This is a genomic window from Thiolinea disciformis DSM 14473, from assembly GCF_000371925.1.
GTDB classification, from domain to species: Bacteria; Pseudomonadota; Gammaproteobacteria; order Thiotrichales; family Thiotrichaceae; genus Thiolinea; species Thiolinea disciformis.
In genome coordinates, this window is record NZ_AQVE01000003.1 from 195919 (window position 1) to 217726 (window position 21808).

At 45.3% G+C, this 21808-nt stretch carries 22 protein-coding genes; 13 read left to right on the plus strand and 9 right to left on the minus strand.

Annotated elements, in window-relative coordinates:
• The first annotated feature begins 31 nt into the window (after window positions 1-31).
• Complete coding sequence (locus A3IE_RS0103865) at window positions 32-997, plus strand: hypothetical protein (protein ID WP_020394274.1); 966 nt, start codon at window positions 32-34, stop codon at window positions 995-997.
• Here A3IE_RS0103865 and A3IE_RS0103870 read toward each other — a convergent pair.
• From A3IE_RS0103870 to A3IE_RS0103880, 3 genes are all read right to left on the minus strand, one after another.
• Entirely contained in the window at window positions 994-1581 is a 588-nt protein-coding gene (locus A3IE_RS0103870) for an exosortase H-associated membrane protein (RefSeq protein ID WP_020394275.1), read from the minus strand. The genes A3IE_RS0103865 and A3IE_RS0103870 overlap by 4 nt on opposite strands.
• Window positions 1578-2084: an exosortase H gene (xrtH, locus tag A3IE_RS0103875; RefSeq protein WP_033406349.1), complete on the minus strand. Its 507-nt coding sequence runs from the start codon at window positions 2082-2084 to the stop codon at window positions 1578-1580. The genes A3IE_RS0103870 and xrtH overlap by 4 nt, the downstream gene beginning before the upstream one ends.
• Window positions 2085-2147: 63 nt before the next feature.
• Window positions 2148-3368, minus strand: a complete 1221-nt coding sequence (locus tag A3IE_RS0103880; RefSeq protein WP_020394277.1) for a serine/threonine protein kinase — start codon at window positions 3366-3368, stop codon at window positions 2148-2150.
• A gap of 313 nt (window positions 3369-3681) precedes the next feature.
• Here A3IE_RS0103880 and rpsF point away from each other — a divergent pair, with 313 nt between their 5' ends.
• The 8 genes from rpsF to A3IE_RS0103920 all read left to right on the plus strand — a co-directional run bounded on the left by rpsF (window position 3682) and on the right by A3IE_RS0103920 (window position 10030).
• Complete coding sequence (gene rpsF, locus A3IE_RS0103885) at window positions 3682-4083, plus strand: 30S ribosomal protein S6 (RefSeq protein ID WP_020394278.1); 402 nt, start codon at window positions 3682-3684, stop codon at window positions 4081-4083.
• 17 nt (window positions 4084-4100) lie between these two features.
• Window positions 4101-4328 (plus strand): 30S ribosomal protein S18, encoded by a 228-nt coding sequence (gene rpsR, locus A3IE_RS0103890; RefSeq protein WP_020394279.1) that lies wholly within the window; start codon window positions 4101-4103, stop codon window positions 4326-4328.
• A 55-nt stretch (window positions 4329-4383) separates the two neighbouring features.
• Complete coding sequence (locus A3IE_RS19810) at window positions 4384-5295, plus strand: hypothetical protein (protein WP_020394280.1); 912 nt, start codon at window positions 4384-4386, stop codon at window positions 5293-5295.
• Between the two features lie 65 nt (window positions 5296-5360).
• Entirely contained in the window at window positions 5361-5813 is a 453-nt protein-coding gene (rplI, locus tag A3IE_RS0103900; RefSeq protein WP_020394281.1) for a 50S ribosomal protein L9, read from the plus strand.
• 106 nt (window positions 5814-5919) lie between these two features.
• The gene (dnaB, locus tag A3IE_RS0103905; RefSeq protein ID WP_020394282.1) at window positions 5920-7287 is read left to right on the plus strand and encodes a replicative DNA helicase; all 1368 of its coding nucleotides are present in this window, start codon (window positions 5920-5922) and stop codon (window positions 7285-7287) included.
• A gap of 17 nt (window positions 7288-7304) precedes the next feature.
• Entirely contained in the window at window positions 7305-8735 is a 1431-nt protein-coding gene (locus A3IE_RS19815) for an ATP-binding protein (protein ID WP_020394283.1), read from the plus strand.
• Window positions 8732-9421, plus strand: a complete 690-nt coding sequence (locus A3IE_RS0103915; RefSeq protein ID WP_020394284.1) for a response regulator — start codon at window positions 8732-8734, stop codon at window positions 9419-9421. Before A3IE_RS19815 ends, A3IE_RS0103915 begins: the two co-directional genes overlap by 4 nt.
• 132 nt (window positions 9422-9553) lie before the next feature.
• Window positions 9554-10030, plus strand: a complete 477-nt coding sequence (locus A3IE_RS0103920; protein WP_020394285.1) for a Spy/CpxP family protein refolding chaperone — start codon at window positions 9554-9556, stop codon at window positions 10028-10030.
• A gap of 100 nt (window positions 10031-10130) precedes the next feature.
• Here A3IE_RS0103920 and A3IE_RS0103925 read toward each other — a convergent pair whose 3' ends face one another.
• Entirely contained in the window at window positions 10131-11300 is a 1170-nt protein-coding gene (locus A3IE_RS0103925; protein ID WP_020394286.1) for a DesA family fatty acid desaturase, read from the minus strand.
• A gap of 92 nt (window positions 11301-11392) precedes the next feature.
• The gene (gene rsmD, locus A3IE_RS0103930) at window positions 11393-11962 is read right to left on the minus strand and encodes a 16S rRNA (guanine(966)-N(2))-methyltransferase RsmD (RefSeq protein ID WP_020394287.1); all 570 of its coding nucleotides are present in this window, start codon (window positions 11960-11962) and stop codon (window positions 11393-11395) included.
• A 118-nt stretch (window positions 11963-12080) separates the two neighbouring features.
• On the opposite strand from rsmD, the gene ftsY reads away from it, so the two are divergent.
• From ftsY to ftsX, 3 genes are read left to right on the plus strand one after another with little or no spacing between them, the layout of a single operon-like run.
• Window positions 12081-13145: a signal recognition particle-docking protein FtsY gene (ftsY, locus tag A3IE_RS0103935; protein ID WP_020394288.1), complete on the plus strand. Its 1065-nt coding sequence runs from the start codon at window positions 12081-12083 to the stop codon at window positions 13143-13145.
• A complete protein-coding gene (ftsE, locus tag A3IE_RS0103940; protein WP_020394289.1) occupies window positions 13146-13793 on the plus strand; it encodes a cell division ATP-binding protein FtsE in 648 nt (215 codons plus the stop codon).
• Window positions 13790-14770, plus strand: coding sequence for a permease-like cell division protein FtsX (ftsX, locus tag A3IE_RS0103945; RefSeq protein ID WP_020394290.1), 981 nt, complete (start codon window positions 13790-13792; stop codon window positions 14768-14770). Before ftsE ends, ftsX begins: the two co-directional genes overlap by 4 nt.
• Here ftsX and A3IE_RS0103950 read toward each other — a convergent pair.
• Window positions 14760-15575, minus strand: a complete 816-nt coding sequence (locus tag A3IE_RS0103950; protein WP_020394291.1) for a hypothetical protein — start codon at window positions 15573-15575, stop codon at window positions 14760-14762. The two genes, ftsX and A3IE_RS0103950, sit on opposite strands and share 11 nt — an antisense overlap.
• Before the next feature lie 68 nt (window positions 15576-15643).
• On the opposite strand from A3IE_RS0103950, the gene nadN reads away from it, so the two are divergent.
• Window positions 15644-17494: an NAD nucleotidase gene (nadN, locus tag A3IE_RS0103955; RefSeq protein WP_020394292.1), complete on the plus strand. Its 1851-nt coding sequence runs from the start codon at window positions 15644-15646 to the stop codon at window positions 17492-17494.
• Between the two features lie 113 nt (window positions 17495-17607).
• Here the strand turns inward: nadN and A3IE_RS0103960 are convergent, their stop codons facing one another.
• Genes A3IE_RS0103960 through A3IE_RS0103970 form a run of 3 tightly spaced genes read right to left on the minus strand, consistent with a single transcriptional unit; the run spans window position 17608 to window position 21807 of the window.
• The gene (locus A3IE_RS0103960) at window positions 17608-19245 is read right to left on the minus strand and encodes an ABC transporter ATP-binding protein (RefSeq protein ID WP_020394293.1); all 1638 of its coding nucleotides are present in this window, start codon (window positions 19243-19245) and stop codon (window positions 17608-17610) included.
• Entirely contained in the window at window positions 19245-20435 is a 1191-nt protein-coding gene (locus A3IE_RS0103965; protein ID WP_020394294.1) for an ABC transporter permease, read from the minus strand. The genes A3IE_RS0103960 and A3IE_RS0103965 overlap by 1 nt, the downstream gene beginning before the upstream one ends.
• Entirely contained in the window at window positions 20428-21807 is a 1380-nt protein-coding gene (locus A3IE_RS0103970; RefSeq protein WP_020394295.1) for an ABC transporter permease, read from the minus strand. Before A3IE_RS0103970 ends, A3IE_RS0103965 begins: the two co-directional genes overlap by 8 nt.
• Window position 21808 lies beyond the last annotated feature (1 nt).

Consider the following 21808-nt stretch of genomic DNA (forward strand, 5'->3'; position numbering starts at 1 on the left):
AGTTGCTATATAGAGCTGATATACTGAAACTATGGATCAAAGTCTATCTATCACCGTTACACTCGAGGGCGGCCTACCCAACCTCTATTTAAGTGTACAAGACAGCTATTACAGCTCAGCACAAATTTTTAATGTGCCGCTTGAATTCGTCGATATTCCGCTATTAGTCAATAGTGCTCAGCATCCGGGCGATCATTGGATGATTACGGCTTCGCCTGATAATATGCGCTTTCAGATTGAATCTGCCGTATTCGTACGGCATCAAGAGGGCAAAATTCATTGGGATTTAGTGTTTGAACATTACGATCCATTTTTAAATATTGAATTAGAAGATGAAATCGACGATGGCTACGAAGAAAACTTGATTAGCTTCAGCTTTGACCCCTTCCAATATGTCAGTGCTTTATATCAAGCCAGCCTATTATGCCAACAATTGCAACCCGCTACTTTCACCCCCAGCGAGGATCAACCTGAAAATCCACATCCGGTTTATCAATTTGCGGCTCAAGCGCCACGCTTAAAATTATTGTGGCAACTGTATGGTAAGGCTAATGGCATGGTGGCACAGGGTGAACCGACTAAAAACTATGATCACTTTGCTCAGGAAGCTGAAACACAGTGGCTGCAAGACTTATTGGATACCTTAGATTCAACACGCCAAGAAAGCATCTTAGAAAATTTGGATGCGTATCTTGAATCATTGCCGGAAGAAGAACTCAATAAACTAGAAAATAATGGGAAGCAGCTTGAAGAAATGTTGATCAAGCGCTGGGAAAAATTAGTCGACTCGCTAACTGAAGAAGAAGCGGATGCGCTAGAAAATGATCAAACCAGATTACGTTTTCCCAATAGTTTGAAGCTACGTCTTATGCGCGAGTTTTTAGAAGGCAATCCTTCTGTATTATTGGGATCAGGTCGCGATACTGCGCATAAAGACGAGAATGTTGTCGACCTTCAACATTGGAAACGCAATCACCCTACGGATTCATCACGCTAACCATTGGCAACGATCCTTACAGGCGGCATAAGCTTTTCCAATAGTGAGCGATTCAGCCATCCCCAAATAATGAGTGGCAATACCATCGGTAGAATGAGCGTGCTGATTTGGTAGAACAAAGCCAAAGCATCTAACCCCCATCCAGAGAAACCATAGCGCTCCTGAAAGGGCAAACCAATTTCAAATGCCAAGGTTTTGACTACGCTGCTGAGCATGGCTAACAGTTGGAAGGGTAATAAAGCCAGTAAACCGATTAGCAGCGTTAAACCGTGCTGCCGCGAGGGTGTGGCTAATAACAAAGCCGCTAATAAAGGAAAGCTATAGCTATAAGCTAAAGGATTCAAATGAAAACCTAGGGAGTCAAGCTGTTGTGCGTCAGCAGCAAAACTTGAAGCAAGCACTAAGGTATGCCCTTCCAAACCTAACCATTGAATTGCATTCGGTAACACTTGCTTGAGAATGGTTTGGCTTAACCAAGTCAGCGGTGCTAAATGCCAAGGAGCAGTAAAATACCAAAGCGTAAAACTCAGTGGTAATAGCAAAAGTACCATGATCACAAAATGCTTTAAGGAAAATGCCTTCATAGCGCAACGGCCTGCGATTGAGTCGGCGTATTGGGTAAGTGGCGTATCCACACCAAAAACACCACCAAGGCATCCAGCATAATCAAAGCCTGCCACACATACAGGTGCGCCCAATCAAATAATTCGCGGCTCCATTGCCCTAGGTAAAATAAGCTAATAATACGCACTAAATTTAGCGCTTGAATTGCCAGCGTCCCCCACCATAAACCTTTGATTTTATAAGTCCACGTGGTGGGAAAGGCAATGAGCGCTGCTGCTAATACAATCATGGCTTCGACGCCATTGCAGCCCGGTTCTATCGAAATCGCGAAATCATTTAAGGTATTGCTAATCACTTTGCCAGAACTTTGCACACTCGAATCAAACGCACTAAGTAACAGGGAACTTAGATGAGCAATAAAGCTTGTCCACGGCAAAATAATGGCTTGTTGAATCGGTTGTAGCATTTCTAAGCTGAACAACACTAATTGCAGAACTAAGAACCAGATCAAAAAGCGCAACATAATCATTATTTTTTATTGTTTATAAGTTATAAAAATGTAGCACGCTAAAGATTGAATAGCTAGTTAGTTTAACTCACAGGCTTTTAGCAATTTTAAGGCTTCATAAGTTGAAACAGGCCGCAGCTCCAAAGACTTAGCCATCAAACTGTCTAACAAGGGTTGATAGTGCGCGAACACTTCCGGCAGCTTAGGAATGGGATCAAAAATATGCTGCTGTAAAATCGCGGACAGAGGAAAGCCTTTATAGGGCTTATCGCCTACCAGCATTTCATAAAATAATACGCCTAAAGCATAAAGATCCGACTGGACACTCGCTGGCTCGCCCACAATACGCTCTGGACTCACATAAAAGGGAGTACAATAAATTTCACTGGCCTGCAAAAATCCAGTTTCAACCAACAACTTACCTTCGATGCCAAAATCCAATAACACGGTTTGTCCATTGGGACGCACCATAATATTGGAAGATTTCAAATCCAGATGCAGTAAGTCGATATCATGCATGGCACCTAATGCCTTGGTAATTTGCTCGAACCACGCTAACACTTGTTGAGTACTGGGGCGTGGCTTTTCATTCAGCAAGGTGCGTAAGCTCGTACCCTCAACATACTCCATCACTAAATAAACGGCATTCTGATAAACATCTGCATCACGCACCCCCGCCAGACCAACATGATCAAACCAGATCAGCGTGCGCGCACTGGTTAAAAAGCCCCAAATATCTTCTTTATTAGCGCCTGAGACATCAAATTTAAAGCGCTTAACCGCAGCCTTTTCTCCTTGTGCATTCCTTGCCAAAAACACCAGCGAGTTTTCACTACTGTGCAATAACTCTTCTAATTGCCAACCCGCTAAACGTAAGGGGTAGTGACGTAAAGTGCGAATCAGCTCCAGTGTAATATTTAATTTCGCGGCTAAATCCAAAGCAGTTTCATGAATAGACAGGCATAAATCGAAGGCATCATGACAGGTGTGAGCGCTAGAGCTGGGTTGTGTTTGGATCATTGTGGTGACTGGAAAATAAGCTGCCATTGAGCGCATTTCACTCAGCACAGCTAAGGTCTGATCATTGACGACGCCTTGCTCCAACATGACTAAGTCATAGTTCTGCCACACAAAATCATGCCAATTTTGCAGGGAATCAGGGGTGTAATAGTCAAAAACTGCATCAGGAAAGGTATGATAAAGAATAAACTCCAGATTCAGATGGGTTGAACTGGATGCATTAATAAACACAATCTTAAAGATCTGCTGGGTTTGTCTCTCCAAAGCTAACTGTTTCACGGCTATTACCCCTTTTTTTATTACCTTTCTTGTCAACTCTCGCAAACTAGAGATAACGATTCCTTGCCATATCCCACAGCCACAATTGTAGGATACAATTGTCAAGTTTTCTAAAAATCGACAATCTATTTCAAATTCTTACGCTTTATTGCTTCATGTGAATAAAAGCTAACACCTTTATTTATTCCCCAGCGATTGACAAGTGAGTTGCCCTCCCGCAGAATACCGCGCCTTTATTGTATCTTGGGGATATTCCCCCTTCCTTGCTTCACTGTCGTCGCGGACAGGAGGCTTTTACCCGTAAGGAGACTACATGCGACACTATGAAATTGTGTTCTTGGTTCATCCTGATCAAAGCGAGCAAGTGCCTGCAATGATCGAGCGCTATCGTGCGCTGGTGACCGAAAATGGCGGTTCTATCCATCGTTTAGAAGATTGGGGTCGCCGTCAACTGGCCTATCCCATCAATAAAATCCACAAAGCACATTATGTTCTAATGAATATTGAGTGCAATGCGGAAACCTTAGCTGAATTAGAAAGTATCTTCCGTTTCAATGACGCAATCATTCGTACATTGACTTTAGTGCGTAAAGTGGCGATTACTGAAGCTTCTCCTTTGAATAAGGAAAACGAAGGCAAGGCCAAACGTCCTAGTCGTCGTGAAGAATTAGAAGAAGTCGGCGTTGATAATGACGACGATGATATTGAAGACTAATTAATAGGAAGAACGCTATGTCACGCTATTTTCGCCGTAAAAAATACTGCCGTTTTACCGCTGAAGGTATCACGGAAGTCGATTACAAAGATTTAGAGACCTTGAAAGGTTTCGTTACTGAAACTGGCAAAATTGTGCCCAGTCGTATCACGGGAACTCGTGCTAACTACCAACGCCAATTAGCAACTGCTATTAAGCGTGCGCGTTATTTAGCGCTGATCTCTTATACAGACAAGCATAAGTAATTCAGCTTAGCGCACTGATTTCGGTTAAAGGCAGTATTTAAGTGGCAATGCAATAATGGCTAAATTCATCATGACAGGGCCTTGGCACGCGCTAGGTTTTGTTGTTTTGACCACACTTTTGTCTATTGTGGTGCCATTAGTGGGTTTAGTGTTCGGTGTGATGGGCAATGCGGCCGTTGGTTTAGTGACGCTGCGTTTGGGTTGGCAACAAGGTTTAAAAATAGCGCTCGGTGCGACTGCAATCATAAGCTTATTAATAGCTTCTTTGTATAGCGCCTCCATAAACACACCTTTAGTATTGGGTGGTTTATGGCTGACTATTATTATCATTGCTAGTTTGCTGACTCATACCGCTTCATGGCGTCAAGCGCTGTTTAGTGTGTTTGGCTTAGTCGGTTTGGGTTTGGTTCTGTTTCATGGCTTAGTGCCTGATACCACCAGCTTTTGGAAGCATCTATTCCAACCCATTCTCCAACTTAAGTCATTACCACAACCCCTTAGCGCCGAACAATGGAATAGTTTACTAGACCAAGCTGCCCCCTATTTAGCAGGTGTGTTTAGCGTAAGCTTAGCCTTAATCCTAAGCCTATCCCTGATGCTAGCGCGTCAATGGCAAGCACAACTTTATAACCCAGGTGGGTTTAGTCGGGAATTTAGTGAATTACGTTTAGGCAAACCCGCTGCGTTAGTACTACTCAGCTTAATTGGCCTGACACTTCTAAGTTCAACGCCTGTGCTAATCAATGTGTTGCTCTTAGGTTTACTGCTATTTAGTTTGCAAGGTATTGCTATGGTGCACGGTAGTATTCGCATTAGCCATTTGCCTAAAACATGGTTATTGGCGCTGTACCTACCGTTTTTGTTTGTACCGGTGCATATGATCTTGCTACTCGCGGCCTTTGGATTGGTAGATAGTTTTGCGGATTTTCGACATTACCTTGCGCAAAAAAACCAGTTTAAGCCCTAACCGAATCAGAAAACTGTTAAAAAATTTACAGGCGTTAGCCTGAAACACAATTTAAGGTGAGAACGATGGAAGTCATTCTTCTGAAAAAAGTAGAAAACCTCGGAACCTTAGGCAATGTTGTCAAGGTAAAAGCAGGTTATGGCCGTAACTACTTGATCCCAACGGGTCGTGCCAAAATGGCCACTAAGGCTAATATTGCGGAATTTGAAAAGCGCCGTGCTGAATTAGAAAAAGAAGCACAAGCGATTTTAGCGGCTGCTGAAGCACGCCGTGACCAGTTGAAAGATCTTGTATTAACCGTCAAAGCTAGAACAGGCGGCGAAGGAAAATTATTCGGCTCTATTTCTAGCATTGAAATCGCTGAGGCAATCAAAGCTACTGGTTTAGAGATCGAACGCCGCGAAATTCGTATGCCAAATGGCCCGATTCGTGTATTAGGCGAGCATGAAGTGGCGCTACACCTACATACTGACGTCGATACCATGATTAAAGTGGTTGTTGAAGCAGAAGAAGGTTAATACCTTTCTCAGCACTTTGTCTTATTTACCGAGCTAATTTAAGCTCGGTAAATTTTATATCCTCGGTTGCTCTCTGTAGCACTTATCTTCCTGTAAACTGCTCCCTATGGCAGACACTTACGAATCCTTAAAAATACCTCCTCACTCTATCGAAGCAGAGCAATCCGTGCTGGGTGGCTTAATGTTGGATAATGAAGCGTGGATGGTCGTTGGCGACAAATTGGTAGAAGAAGATTTTTATCGCCAAGATCATCGCTTGATTTTCCGTGCGATTAGCCAAATGGCGCTCCAGCAAAAACCGGTCGATGTGCTCACGCTTACTGAATGGCTACGTGAGAACCGTCTTTTGGAAGATGCTGGGGGATTAGCGTATTTAGCGCTTATGGCGAAAGATACACCCAGCGCCGCGAATATCAGCGCTTATGCCGATATTGTGCGCGAGAAATCAATTCTGCGGCAGTTGATTAGTGTCGGTACAGAAATCGCTGACTCGGCTTTTAATCCGGAAGGACGGGAGAGCCGTCAATTATTAGACGAAGCCGAGCGACGCGTCTTTGAGATCGCCGAACAAGGTGCACGCAATACTCGCTCTTTCCGGCCGCTCAAAACCCTCATGAAATTATCGCTGGATCATATTCAGGAATTAAGCAAACTTAATTCTGGCATTACTGGTGTGTCAACCGGCTATACCGATCTGGATGAGATGACTTCCGGCTTACAAAAAGGCGATTTGATTATCGTTGCTGGAAGACCCTCTATGGGTAAAACGACTTTCTCGATGAATATTGCCGAATATGCAGCCGCTCATAAAAAATTGCCGGTTGCGGTGTTTAGTATGGAAATGCCCGCCGAACAATTAACCTTGCGTTTATTGTCCTCCATGGGGCGAGTGGATCAGCATCGGGTTCGTACCGGTCAATTAACGGATGAAGATTGGCCGCGTATTGCAACCGCCGTGAAAATCTTTGCCGATGTACCGATGTTCATTGACGATAGCCCTGCCCTGTCACCAAATGAGGTACGTGCACGCTCACGCCGCTTGGTGCGTGAACACGGACAATTAGGCTTAATCGTGCTCGATTACTTGCAGCTCATGCAAGGGAGCGGTAAAAATGAAAATCGTACCAACGAAGTATCCGAAATTTCGCGCTCCCTAAAAGCACTCGCTAAAGAGCTAAATGTCCCGATTATTGTGCTATCGCAATTAAATCGCAGTCTGGAACAACGTCCCAATAAACGCCCGATTATGTCGGATTTACGTGAATCAGGCGCGATTGAACAGGACGCCGATGTCATTATGTTCGTGTATCGCGATGAAGTTTATAATCCCGACTCTGCTGAAAAAGGATCTGCAGAAATTATCATTGCCAAACAACGGAATGGCCCCATTGGCACCTGCCGTTTGACCTTCTTGGGCAAATATACGCGTTTTGAGAATTATACGCCGGATGTTTATAGCCAAGGCTTCGAGTAAGCAAGGCATCACTCGTCATGCGTTTAAGTATTGGTACTAAATTATTTATCGCGATTTTTCTCACCAGCTTGCTGACGATTGCAGCCGCGCTAGGCCTTGTACGTTATCAGGTCCAAACCACTTATTTGGATTTTGTGCGCGAACAAGAGCAGCAATATTTGGATCAATTACAGCAAAACCTAGTGGAGTACTATCAGGCAGTAGGACGCTGGGATGAATTACGGAATCGACGGAATTGGTTTATATTTCAGCAGCGCATCGGACGACAATTAGAGGATGATGCGCCGCCCCCGCCACCTGATGCTCATGGGCGGCGACGCCCATTAGGTGATATCCGCCGTCGCACGGTACTACTCGATCCTCAGCATCAGATCATCCAAAGTAATGCTGCATCCAATGAAGTCCCAGACGTTGAGCAGACCCTGCTGCTGAATGGCCAAGTAATTGGTTATATAGGACTATATAAACGCCAAGGCTTTTCGGAAGGGAGTCGCGCCGCACGCTTTCTGGAGCAACAAACCCGTGGCTTATGGTGGGTTGCCCTAGGCACGCTTATTGGCAGTATGATTATGTCTTATTTGCTAGCGCGCCAATGGGTAAAACCGATTCGGAATCTGCAAAATAGCACACGCGAACTAGCCAATGGCAATTATAAAACACACATTCAACGCGTCGGCTCTGATGAATTGGGGCAGTTGAGTCACGACTTCAATCAACTAGCCCAGCGGCTACAACAACACGAGCAATCGCGCCGCCAATGGATTATGGATATTGCGCACGAACTACGCACGCCCCTGTCGGTTTTGCGTGGCGAAATTGAAGCTATCCAAGATGGCATCGTGGAGGCTGACGAAGACACCATCCATTCCTTACACCAAGAAACTTTACATCTACAACGCCTAGTCGATGACCTTTATAACCTATCCATGTCGGATAATGGCGCACTAAGCTATCACAAGGAAAAAATCGATATAACGCAGGTGTTATTAGAAACCTTAGCGCAATTTGCAGGTCAATTAGAAGAGCAAGCGCTGGAACTCGACACCCACAGGCTAAGTAAAACGCCACTGTGGGCTATGGCGGATGGGCAACGTTTACAGCAATTGCTCCAAAATGTGCTAAAAAATAGCTTGCGCTATACCGATACCCCGGGGCGAGTCCGTGTCCTCAGTCACGCTATACAAGGCATGGCGGAAATCGTATTTGAAGATTCCGAGCCAGGCGTACCCGATGAAGCTTTACCCTTGTTATTTAATCGTCTTTATCGGGTGGATGCCTCGCGGAATCGCGCGACGGGTGGAGCCGGTATTGGCTTAAGTATTTGCAGTAATATCGTTGCCGCCCATGAAGGTAATATTCGCGCTGAGCATTCCGAATTAGGCGGCTTAAAAATTATTATCCGTCTCCCCTTACTGCCCACTAAATCACAAGGTATAAGGTCGTTATGAATCCGATTTTGATTGTGGAAGATGAACCCAAAATCGCCGATCTTCTGCAAAAATATCTGCAAAACTCCGGCTATAAAACCCACTGGATTGCAGATGGTAATCAAGCGTTGGCCTGGCTCAAGGATCACAAAGCTGAATTAATTTTGCTCGATTTAATGTTGCCCGGCAAAGATGGTTTAGAGGTGTGTAAACAATTACGCCAAACCGATCCACTAACACCAACGATTATGCTCACCGCACGTATCGAAGAAATTGATCGTTTATTGGGTTTAGAATTAGGTGCAGATGATTATATCTGCAAACCGTTTAGCCCCCGCGAAGTAGTCGCTCGCATCAAAGCGGTATTGCGGCGCAGTCACGCCTCCAGCAATCAGCAACAACCTTATGAGGCGAGTGCTTTCGCGAGTTTGCACTTGGATCGAGAACGTTTAAGAGTGATGTTGGGAGACAAAGAAACGACCTTGACCTTAGTCGAGTTTGAATTATTAGAAGCACTCCATTCCCAGCCCGGCCGTATTTTTAGTCGCCAACATTTAATGGAGCGCGTCTATCCTGACAATCGTATTGTCAGTGACCGTACAATCGATAGTCACATCAAAAAGCTACGCAAAAAAATTGCCGAACTACATCCAGAGAGCGATTTGATTCATTCAGTCTACTCTGTCGGTTATAAATTCGAAGCCTAAAACCTACGACACTTCCTGTTTTTTTCCACAATTCTGGCAAATTCGCTTCACAATCTTGGATTATTGTTAGTGGCATGGAAGTTCAGGACGAACCGCCAACAACCTAAAACATAATTCTTTTGGAGTGACGCAATGAAAAAATCTTTAGTAGCTTTAATTCTCGGTACCGCGATCGCCTCTACTGCTGCTGTTGCGGCGGTTGATCAAGAAACGGTTAAACAACGGGCTGAGCAATTAAAAACCGAATTCAATCTCAATGATCAACAAGTTGAACGTATTCAGAACATTATTGTGCGTGGCGCCATGACGGATACCGAACGCTTTGAGGCTATGCGTGCTGAGCACCAAGCAAAACGTTTGGCCAAAATGAAAGAAAAGCTCGGTTTAAGTGATGAGCAAGCGGCAAAAGTTAAGGCGATTATGGATGAGCAGCAACAAAAAATGAAAGTGGCTATGGAAGACAGCAAAAAGCAGTTAGAAGCGGTGTTAACTCCAGAGCAAATGCAGAAAATGCAAGAAATGCGTGGAAAAGGTGGTAAACACGGCGGACATCGGGGTGAACACGGTGGTTGGGGTGGCAAAGGCCATCACGGCATGAGCGATCAATAAATACTAAAAGTAAGTAGAGCGTCGTTACTGGAACGACTTAGGATGAAAGGCCGGAGTAATCCGGCCTTTTTATATTTAAAGCATATTTAAAGCACAGCAATTAGACCCGCACCACCGAATACCCACGTAAGCGCTGTGCAAACGTTACCAACGCAGCAATCCCCGTTTTTTCGGCATTACTAATCCAGTCTTGTAACGCTTCAAGGCGCGCTTCTTGGCTAATCGTGGTACGCTCCCACAAGGCCTGTAAGCGCTGCTGATATTGATAAACTGTCTCCAACAAATGACTCTCGGCCAAAATCGTTTGAAGCGCCAATTTGGCGGACTGATCTAATTCTTGCGTACTGCTCATCAACTTGCGTGCTGCGTTGGCACGTTGCTTACACTGTTCGGGGGTACGACATAATTCCGCCTTAATCAGTGGCTGTGTCACTTGACGAGCGAAATGGGACAAAACTTGTAAACGATTGCCTAATACTGCGGTGACGGTATCAAAATCAACCACCGTTTTCGCAGGGTTTACTTTGACACGCGGTGCGACTTTGCGAACCTTAGCCAAGCCGACGATTTCAAGCGCGCGGATATAAACCCAACCAATGTCAAACTCATACCACTGGCTAGAAAGACGGGCTGAATTAGCAAAAGCGTGGTGGTTATTGTGTAACTCTTCGCCACCAATCAGAATGCCCCATGGCGAAATATTGGTAGAAGCATCCACTGTGTTCCAATTGCGATAACCGACAAAATGACCTACACCATTAATCACACCCGCTGCCCAAAACGGAATCCATAACATTTGTACTAACCAAATCGCTAAGCCCGCCCAAGCGAATAAGATAATATCGATCACTAACATCAAGACAATGCCTAGCCACGGAAAACGTGCATATACGTGGCGCTCTAACCAATCATCTGGCGTGCCTTTACCATAGGCTTCTAAGGTTTGCTGGTTATAAGACTCTTGTCGGTATAACCATGCTCCCAGCCATAACACCTTATGCAAGCCGTATACTTGAGGACTATGCGGATCTTCCTTGGTTTCACATTTCGCATGATGCTTACGGTGAATCGCTACCCATTCACGCGTCACCATCCCAGTGGTGAGCCAAAGCCAAAAACGGAAAAAATGCGACGGTAACGGTGATAAATCTAAAGCACGATGCGATTGACAACGATGCAAGAAAATCGTAACAGCGGCAATCGTGATATGTGTTAAGACCAGTGTGATTAAAACAAGCTGCCACACAGCTAAATCAGCAAATAATCCCATATAGTTCTAGCGTCTCTCTACAGTTAAATCTAAATCAAAAACAGTACATCCGGTATATCTTACTCAATCTATAAAATCGCTTAGCCTAATAGTCACTCGTCCTCAGTTTGATAGTGCAATAACACGCTTACTACCTGCCCGGCTCGACTTTGGCGATGTAAGCGCAAAGGGAAATTTTGCCAATCAATAGTTAAGTCGGTCTCATGTTCCGCATAAATCCAAGCCCCTGCTTTAAGCCAAGCAGGCTGACAAACTTGCGCTACACTTGGGGCTAATAACGCTTGGCGAAAGGGGGGATCCAGAAAAATTAAATTAAATGCTTGTGGTGGTGGCGTTTGAAGAAATTGTAGGGCATCGGTGTGATACAACACGGCTTTATCCGTTTTTAAGCTGGTGACATTCGCCTTTAACTGGGCAAAGGCTTTCGGGTGTTTTTCGACAAAACTACAGTGCAAAGCACCACGGGATAACGCTTCAAACCCAAGCGCGCCACTGCCTGCAAATAAATCTAAACAAAAAGCACCCTGAACTTCAAACTGTAACCAGTTAAACAGCGTCTCACGGATACGATCTGGCGTGGGTCGCAAACCGCTTACCTCAGCAATAGGCAAACGTCGGCTGCGCCATTCGCCTCCGATGATACGCAGTTTGTGACTCTCCATCCGCTTGACCTTTATTGATGGTTATTACGCATTTAGCTAGTAAATGATAGTATTCTCGGCGTTTGTATCGGGGGCATTGTTGGCTAACCCGAACCCATAGCTTATAGGTAATCATACGATGTTTGGATTCGGAAAGAAAAAAAAACCGGATACGGAAACAGCTCCGGTAACAACACAAGCCCTCCCACCAACTGCCACCACGGAAAGCAGTCCTAGCGCCGAGATAGTGGATACGACTAGCGCGAAGCCAGAGAAATTAGGTTTATTTGCGCGCCTCAAACAGGGCTTAGCAAAAACGGGAAGCTCCCTGACACAAGGCATGGAAACCCTCATCAAAGGCAAAAAGCGTGTTGATGATGAAGTGCTCGAAGAATTGGAAGGCCGTCTTCTCACCGCTGATGTAGGCATGGAAGCAACGACCAAAATTATGTCTGATTTAGCGCAGCGCGTCAGCCGTAGCGAGTTAGATGATCTGGATGCCCTAAGAACTGCCTTGCATCAAAAAATGAGTGCCATGCTCAAGCCCGTCGAAAAACCACTGGTGATTAATCCAGCCCATAAACCCACGGTGGTCTTAATGGTCGGGATTAATGGCGCGGGCAAAACCACCACAATTGGCAAGCTTGCTAAAAAATTTCAGCAGCAAGGTAAATCGGTCATGCTTGCCGCTGGGGATACCTTCCGTGCAGCAGCGGTAGAGCAACTCACTATCTGGGGCGAGCGTAATCATATACCTGTGATTGCTCAAGGCACAGGGGCTGATTCGGCTTCGGTGATTTATGATGCTGTACAATCGGCTCAAGCCCGTGGCATTGATATTCTTTTGGCCGATACCGCTGGACGCTTACACACACAAAGCAACTTGATGGACGAGTTGAAAAAAGTAAAGCGTGTCATGCAAAAAATCGACGCAAATGCTCCTCATGAAGTCATGCTGATCGTTGACGCCAGTATTGGGCAAAATGCCTTGGTTCAAGCACGCCAATTCAATGAAGCGTTAGGGATCACGGGCATTACTGTCACCAAACTCGATGGTACAGCGAAAGGTGGTATTTTATTTGCCATAGCCGAGCAGCTAAAAATTCCGGTACGTTTTATTGGGGTTGGCGAAACCATTGATGATTTACAAACCTTCAATGCCGATGAATTTACTAAAGCCTTATTAAGCGGCGCCAAAGAATAAATGATTGAATTTAAAGGGGTCAGCAAACGTTATTCAACCGGCCAATTGGCCTTGTATAATGTCAATCTTAGCTTAGCTGCTGGTGAGATGATTTTTATTACAGGTCATTCTGGTTCGGGCAAAAGTACACTTTTAAAATTAGTCGCTTTATTGGAGCGCCCCAGTAAAGGTGAAGTGATTGTGGGTGGACGGCCTCTCAATAAACTCAGCCAGCGTAATATTCCCCATTATCGGCGCCGCATTGGTTTTATTTTTCAAGACCCGCATTTATTACATGATCGCACGGTGTTCGACAATGTAGCGATGCCCTTATTATTATCGGGCCTCGCTCAAGCTGATATTCGTCGTCGTGTACAAGCGGCATTAGATAAAGTAGGACTCGCTAATAAAGAAAAAAACTATCCTTTGATGTTATCGGCGGGTGAAAAACAACGCGTGGGTATTGCGCGTGCTATGGTCAATCGCCCAACGATTATTTTAGCGGACGAACCCACAGGAAATCTTGACCCCGAATTAGCGCAAGACATTATGTATACGTTTGAACAATTTAATGAATTAGGCGCTACTGTATTAATTGCGAGCCATGACCATGCTTTAGTGGAACGTATGCGTAAACGCACGATTGTACTGCAAAAGGTAAACCCATGAGCAGCGAAACAGCTAGCGCCAAAAATACCCCTAGCCAACGTCAAAACCCATTGAAAATTTGGCTGCATCAACAACGCCACGCGATTCAATTTAGCTTGGAACGCTTATGGTTTAATCCTATTTCTACGTGGATAACCTTAGCGACCATAGCGATTGCACTATCTTTGCCTACCAGTCTGTATTTATTAGTTCATAATTTACAAACACTGACCGACAGCAAAAGTGAAATTCCAACTATTACGATTTTCCTTAAACCAAACATCTCTGAGCAAGAAGCTAAAGATCAAGCAGAGCTGATTGCAGACTTTCCAGAAGTCAAACATGCGCGCGTTATGAGCAGTAATGAAGCAATGGTAGACTTTCAAAACCGGATGGGTAGTGATGATATTATTCGAAGCCTCGGCAAGGTAAATCCCTTTCCCAATATGATCATTGTCACGCCTGATTTAACGGTCTTAGGTGGCACTGAAGAAGGCATGTCAGACTTTATTGCTCGTATTAGGGCTAGTAAAAATGTTGAGAGTGTTGCCAATGATACCTCTTGGATTATGCGTCTTCATGCGATTTTCAAAATTGTGAATCGTATTTTGCTAATCGTGTTTGCCTTGCTGGGTTTAACTGTTTTATTAGTTATCGGCAATACGATTCGCTTAGATATTGAAAACCGCAAAGAAGAAATTCGTGTCACTCGTTTAATTGGTGCAACTAATACTTATATACGCCGACCTTTTTTATATAATGGCCTGTGGCTGGGCTTTTTCGGGGGCGTATTAAGTTTATTGATTTTGCATCTAGCCTTGCACTTTCTTAAAGAACCTGTGGCTGAATTAGCATTACGCTATAACACCAATTTTAGCCTAGTGGGCATCAGTCCTGTCTTATCGCTGGAGATATTAGTAGTCAGTGCGATTTTAGGTCTGATTGGCGCATGGATTGCGGTGGGGCGCTATTTGCGCCAACGTGAAGTCAGCGAATAGACTCCGAAAAGGGTACCGAACTGCCATCAGGAAAGACCCAAGCCTTATCGCTGCTATTGGATGGAAGCGCTGGTGCTAAAGGTTGCATAGATTGGGGGTTATTCAAGTAGTGATGCAATGCTTCAGTAGGCGGAAAACCATCTTGACTTTCGGGGACAGAGGGACGCACTGAGGGGATTGGGGTTGGTGGCAAAATCGATGTATTCGGAATAGTCGCCAAGCCTTGCACATTAGGATTCATCCCACCTAATGTGTTCGGCAGCGGCGTTTGCCACAAGGGCGTAGCGATATTGGGATTAGGCAATAGTAAACTGTCATAGCCTAAACTGGGTGGATATAACAAGGCATTAGGATTTTGGTTTTGCAAAGAATTCAAGAGCATCAGCGATAACAAATAATCATCACTACGATTACGCCGCCCCCAATCGCCACGATTCCAAGCATTACCCGAAAAAAATTGATAAGGATTGATGCCATTACCAAAACCATTCCAAGCATTCAGCATCGGCCAACCTGTCCCACCCAAAGCTGAGCTATTATTCCAAGGCCCCATGCTCCAAGGATTCATTCCCCCCAAACTGCCCATGCTCCAAGGATTCATACCCCCAAAACTGCCCATATTCCAAGGATTTAGCATAGAACTACCCATACCACCCCAAGGCATCCACGAAGTATAGGCATGAGCCGATTGACTAATGAAAGAACTACTCGCTACACTGACGAATAACATAGCAGTTAGGAAGCTTTTTTTTAACTTAGTTTTCATCAACTTCGTTCGCATGTTTTCTTTTAATCCCAGTGTCATATTACGTCCTTAATCTTCTAAGCTGCCACAAGCTCATTGCCACTTTCTTTAACCCGAGGTCTAGCCGCATGAAATTAACAACATTTAGCTCAACATTATTGCTAAGTGCCGCTCTTGGCTTAGTGCTTAGCGCTTGTAATGATAAAGACAATAATGGTACGGAATCCAATTTACGTATTTTACACATTAATGATCATCACTCGAATCTTGCCCCTGCTTCTGCGGAACTCAGTTTAGGGGGCGCGGCTACCACGGTTGAATTGGGTGGTTTTTCCAAAGTGGTTACCAAAATAAGAGAATTGGCAGGCCAAGACCCGAATAATACCTTGAAGCTCCACGCAGGCGATGCGATTACGGGTACACTGTATTATACCCTGTTTAAAGGTGAAGCTGATGCGGCCTTGATGAATCAAGTCTGTTTTGATGCTTTTGAACTCGGTAATCATGAATTTGATGAAGGCGACAAAGGACTGAAAACCTTTCTAGACTACCTAAAAAGCGCTAGCACCTGTAATACGCCCGTATTAGCTGCCAATGTTGTTCCTAAAGTGGGTGAATCGCCCCTCGCGCCCAACACGAGTACTGATTATTTCAAGCCTTATATTATCAAAGAATTGAATGGCAAAAAGTACGGCATTATTGGTATCGATGTCGCAGGCAAAACTAAAAACTCATCGAATCCTGATAAAAATACGCTATTTTTAAACGAAGCCCAAACCGCACAGAAATATATTGATGAGCTAGAAAATAAAGGCATTAGCAAAATCATTCTGTTGACGCATCAGGGTTATACCAATGATTTAAGCTTAGCCAAAAGCTTATCGGGTGTAGATGTAATTATTGGTGGCGATTCACATAGCCTATTGGGCGGCACCGCGTTAACGTCAGTGGGTTTAAAACCAGAAGGGGAATACCCAACCAAAACCACTGACAAAGCTGGTAAAACGGTCTGTGTGGCACAAGCTTGGCAATATGCCAGCACAGTAGGTGAATTAACGATTAATTTTGACAGCGCTGGCAATGTAAAAAGCTGCTCCGGCAAACCCCATGTATTATTAGGAAATACGTTTAAACGCAATGGCACTGCGTTAGCCGGTGCAGACTTACAAACCGTCTTGAATGCCGTTGAGGCTAATGAATCGCTCTCAGTGGTAACGCCTGATCAGACCAGCGACACCATTCTGAAAACCTATTCAGATAAAGTTACTGAGCTAAAGAAAACCCAAATTGGCACGGCAGCCCAAAACCTATGCTTTACACGGATTCCCGGCGATGTTGGCAGAAGTAAACTCGCTGGCTGTGATGCACTCACTAAAGCTCATGGTAGTGATATTAGTAATATTGTCGCCAAAGCTTTCTTGATGATGAGCAATACGTCCGATATTTCAATCCAAAATGCAGGTGGCGTGCGGACTGACGTAGCGATGGGCACTATTACCATCGATACGGCTTATACGATGTTGCCCTTCGCGAATACCCTGACCGAAATTGAAATGACGGGCCAGCAAATTCTTGATGTGTTGGAAGAAGCGACTGAGTTTGCCTTACAACCTAGCGGCTCGACAGGCTCTTATCCTTATGCGTCAGGACTTCGGTGGGATATGAATTTATCAAAGCCTTTCGGTCAACGCTTGAGCAATGTACAAGTAAACTCGCGTGTCGCAGGGACTTGGGCTGCCATTGATAAAACCAAAACCTATAAAGTCGTTACCAACAGCTTTACTGCTGGCGGCAAAGATGGCTATTTAACCTTTGGTGATATTCCAGCAAGCAAGAAAACGGATACTTTCCTCGATTATGCAAAATCCTTTGTGGATTATGTGCAAAAGGAAACGGCCGCTGGACGTGTGATTGATAAACTACCTATTGAAGAATACAGTACCCAGCAGTTTATTAATGCAAAAGGTGAGATGCACTAAGCCTTTGACTTAAGGAGAAAAGGCGACATAGCCTTTTCTCCAAAGCTTTACAGCATCTAGCCTATCACGTTAATACTAAGGCACTGAAAAATTATAACAACCCTTGGGTTTACTTAAAGCGCCGTTATCGTTAAGCGCGGAACGGCAGCCAATAATTTTTGCGTATAAGGCTCTTGAGGATTCCTACACACCTGTTCGGTGAGACCACGTTCGACGATTTTACCTTTATACATCACCACCGTCTGATCACTTAAGTATTCCACTACACCGATATTATGCGTCACAAACAGCAGTGTTAAATCACGTTCGCTACGAATATCCAGCAATAATTGCAAAATTTCCGCTTGTACTGATACATCCAAAGCGCTGGTAATTTCATCACAAACAATAAACTCTGGATTCAGAACCAAAGCACGCGCCAAGCCAATACGCTGGCGCTGCCCACCAGAAAACTCGTGGGGATAACGCCATAAATACTCGCGCTTCAACTGGACATGCTCCAAGGTACGTGCCGCTAACTCCAAGCGTTCCTCATGACTGCTACCAATCCCATGTACTTTCATGGGTTCGGTCAGCATCGTTTCGACTAAGAGACGAGGATTTAAGGAGGATTGCGGATCTTGAAACACGATCTGCATTTTGGCGCGCCACGGCCTTAAGGCCTGATCCGATAAGCCAACCAACTCTTGACCCTCAACATTCACACTGCCTTGGGTTGGTTTTTCAAGCTGCAAAATAGCGCGCCCTAAGGTGGTTTTACCGCAGCCCGATTCGCCTACCAAGGCCATAATTTGACCCTTAGGAATGGCGAGCGATACATCATCCACCGCTTTCACATAATCCACAGTACGACGAAATAAGCCCTTTTTAATCGGAAACCACACGCTTAGATTATGGATTTCAATCAGTGGTTTAGCGTCCGCATTCAGCACTTGCGCTGTCGTTGGTTTGCGACGTGCAAGATTTTCCGGAACGGCCGCCAGCAATTGCTGTGTATAAGGATGTTGTGGCTGGCTCAGGACTTGTTTGGTACTGCCCTGCTCCACTAATTTGCCATACTGCATCACACCGACTTGATGTGCCATTTGCGCGACCACACCAAAATCATGCGTAATCATTAAAATACTCATGCCGGTATTGTCTTGCAGCTCCCGCATCAAGCGTAGAATCTCAGCCTGCACGGTCACATCTAAAGCAGTGGTTGGCTCATCCGCAATTAATAGCTCCGGATCGCAAGCCAAAGCCATTGCAATCATGACGCGTTGACGTTGACCACCCGATAATTGATGCGGATAGTCACGCATACGCCCACGCGCATTGGGTAGATGCACTTGCTCCAAAGCCTTGACTGTGCGTTCCTGTACTTCTTGGTTCGACATTTCCGGATGATGAAGCTGCAAGGCTTCGGTGATTTGATCACCAATCGTGAACACCGGATTCAGCGAGGTCATTGGCTCTTGAAAGATCATCGCAATTTGCGAGCCACGAATATGGCGCATCGCCTCATCGTCTTGTTTCAACAAATCGACGCCATTAAACCAAATACTGCCTGATGGATGCGAGCTAATACGTGCGGGTAATAAGCGCATGACCGACAAGGCTGTAATCGACTTACCACTACCCGATTCACCGACTAAGCAAAACGTCTCAGCTTTATTCAGGGCAAAACTCACGCCATCAACCGCCTTCACCTCCCGCTCAGGCGTGGTGAAATACGTGGACAAATCGCGCACTTCTAATAAGTTTGTCATTAGGCGCTCCGCTTAACTCGGTAGGCAGTTTTTGGATCAATCGCATCACGGAAAGCTTCGCCGATTAAGGTATAAGCAAACACCGTCATGAAAATCGCTCCCCCCGGAAAGACTGCCATCCACCAATTGAAGGTTCCTGATTTGACGGCCTGATCCAGCATTTGACCCCATGATGGCGCATCGACTAAACCCAAGCCTAAGAAACTTAAGGTTGCTTCTGCCAAAATCGCTGATGCCACGCCAAAACTGGCGGCAACTAATAAGGGAGCAACCCCATTAGGCAGCATGTGGCGGAACAGAATCGAGCGTAGGGGCAAACCACTCGCAATCGCCGCTTGCACATAATCTTGCTTACGCAGTTTGAGGAATTCAGCGCGAATATAACGCGCATAACCCGACCAACTGGTTACCCCAATAATCACCATCATCATATACAAACTGCGCCCGAAAAAGGCCACAAAGGTCAGCAATAAGAACAAGGTGGGAATGGCTTCAAAGATTTCCACCAAGCGCATTCCCATCATGTCTACCACGCCTGAGAAATACCCCATAATGCCGCCAATGATCACCCCAATGACCATCGAAATACTGGTGGCAATAATGCCAATACTGAGCGCGATACGTGAGGCATGAATCATACGGCTAAAGACTTCAGCGCCGTTTTCTTCGGTGCCCATCCAATGCTGAAGACTCGGCTCGGATAAGGGAGCAGTTTGCAAACCGCGTTCCCGTGCATCACGCATATAATCGGTAGGGGCATACGGAATCGGTGGCATGAGTTTCCAATCCACTTGATTGTAAGCAGGCGAACGAAAATCTTCATAAATGATCAGTTTGGGTGGATTTACATACTGATTAGCGATGATGACACCCGCCACTATCACCAAAAAAAAGACCGCCAAACCACGTCGCCAATTTAAGCGTAATGGCAGCACCCACAACACGATTAGCGCCACAAAAGCGATTAAAACCACTACATCTTCGCGGCTCAAATAATGCAAAACAGGCATAGAAATTTGCCCATTTTTGCTCATGATCAGTGGCATACTGTTGGCTAAAAAGGGTGCAAATACCGCAGCAAAGACTAATAAGCCAACCCACACCAGCGCAAACTTAACACCAGTACCTTGCAGCGTGCGTTCCCAAATACGACGTAAATAAGGGTCACGTGTTGCTACTACATCAGTCATACGTCACCCTCGGATCGACTAAGGTATACAGGAAGTCGGCTATTAAATAGCCAATCAACGTGAGAAAACCACTAATCCATGTGATCGATAGCACCAATTCGCGATCCCGCCCTTTGACAGCTTCTACCGCGAGCTGCCCCATACCATTGATACTAAAAATATTTTCGACGATTAATGAACCCGACAAGAGGCTGGGTAATAAGCCCGCCGCAATGGTAATCAGCGGCAATAAGCTATTACGGAACACGTGCACCCAGAGCACATCTTGCTCAGATAAACCTTTGGCGCGTGCAGTGCGGGCGTAATCAGAACTGAGGTTTTCCAGTAAGGAGGTACGAATGATTTTGGCCAGTCCCGCAAACCCCGCATAAGACATACAAATAATCGGCAGCACTAAATGCCATATGCGATCTAATAAAAAGCCGCGCACATAGCCTTGGCCGACAAACTGTGTCGCAATCAGCAAGCCTAAGCTCATGCCCACTAAGCCTAAACTCGCCGCCCGAAACGGCACTGAAGCGATATAGGCTAAACCCACTAAGATTACCGCCCCCAGAAGCGGTAAGAAAATCCAGTTAATCCACAGGAAGCCATTATGGGCATAGGCCATCCATGCACCTGCCGCCATACCGATGCCAGCAGCAACCCACAAACGTACGACTTGATTATTAAAGCGCGCTAAAGCAATGGCAAACGCTGTGCCGAGGAAGACGCCCAAGCCGAGCTTGATCACATCCCACAAGGAACCCCAATGCGGCATAAAGACCATATCTTGTGCATCACGTTTGCCTAAACCTGCGGTAGGAAACCAATGCCAGTGCTGCACATTGGCAAAAAACCCAAGCAATAACACGCCTGCTAACATCGTCGGAATCGACCATAAGCCCAACATAATCATATTGGAGGATACGTCAAAGCGTCCCCCTCGATCATTCGCGGCTTTAATACCAATCGCAATGGCGAAAATATAAATCAGCGGAATGGTGAGGACATTTAATAAGACCGTGATCGGAATGCGCTCACCGAGGATTTCGGCGACAGGTCGACCATACATAAAGCTTTGCCCGAGGCTCATTCCCTTCGTAAGCGAGAATCTGCCATAACTGCCATCGTCTTTCACCTCAAACCCAATCGGTGAAACGTTATTGAGCCACTTTAAGTATTGTATTGGTGCAGGTTGGTCTAAGCCATAACGTTTGTTGTAATAATCCATCATAGCTTTGCGTTCTTGGGGTTTCATGTTCATGGTGTCTGCTTGTAGCTGACCACCAATCCCCCCTGGTGACATCACCATCACCGAAAAAACCACTATAGTAATTCCCAATAAGGTAGGAATCATCAGTAGCAGGCGTCGAATCAGATAGGTCAGCATC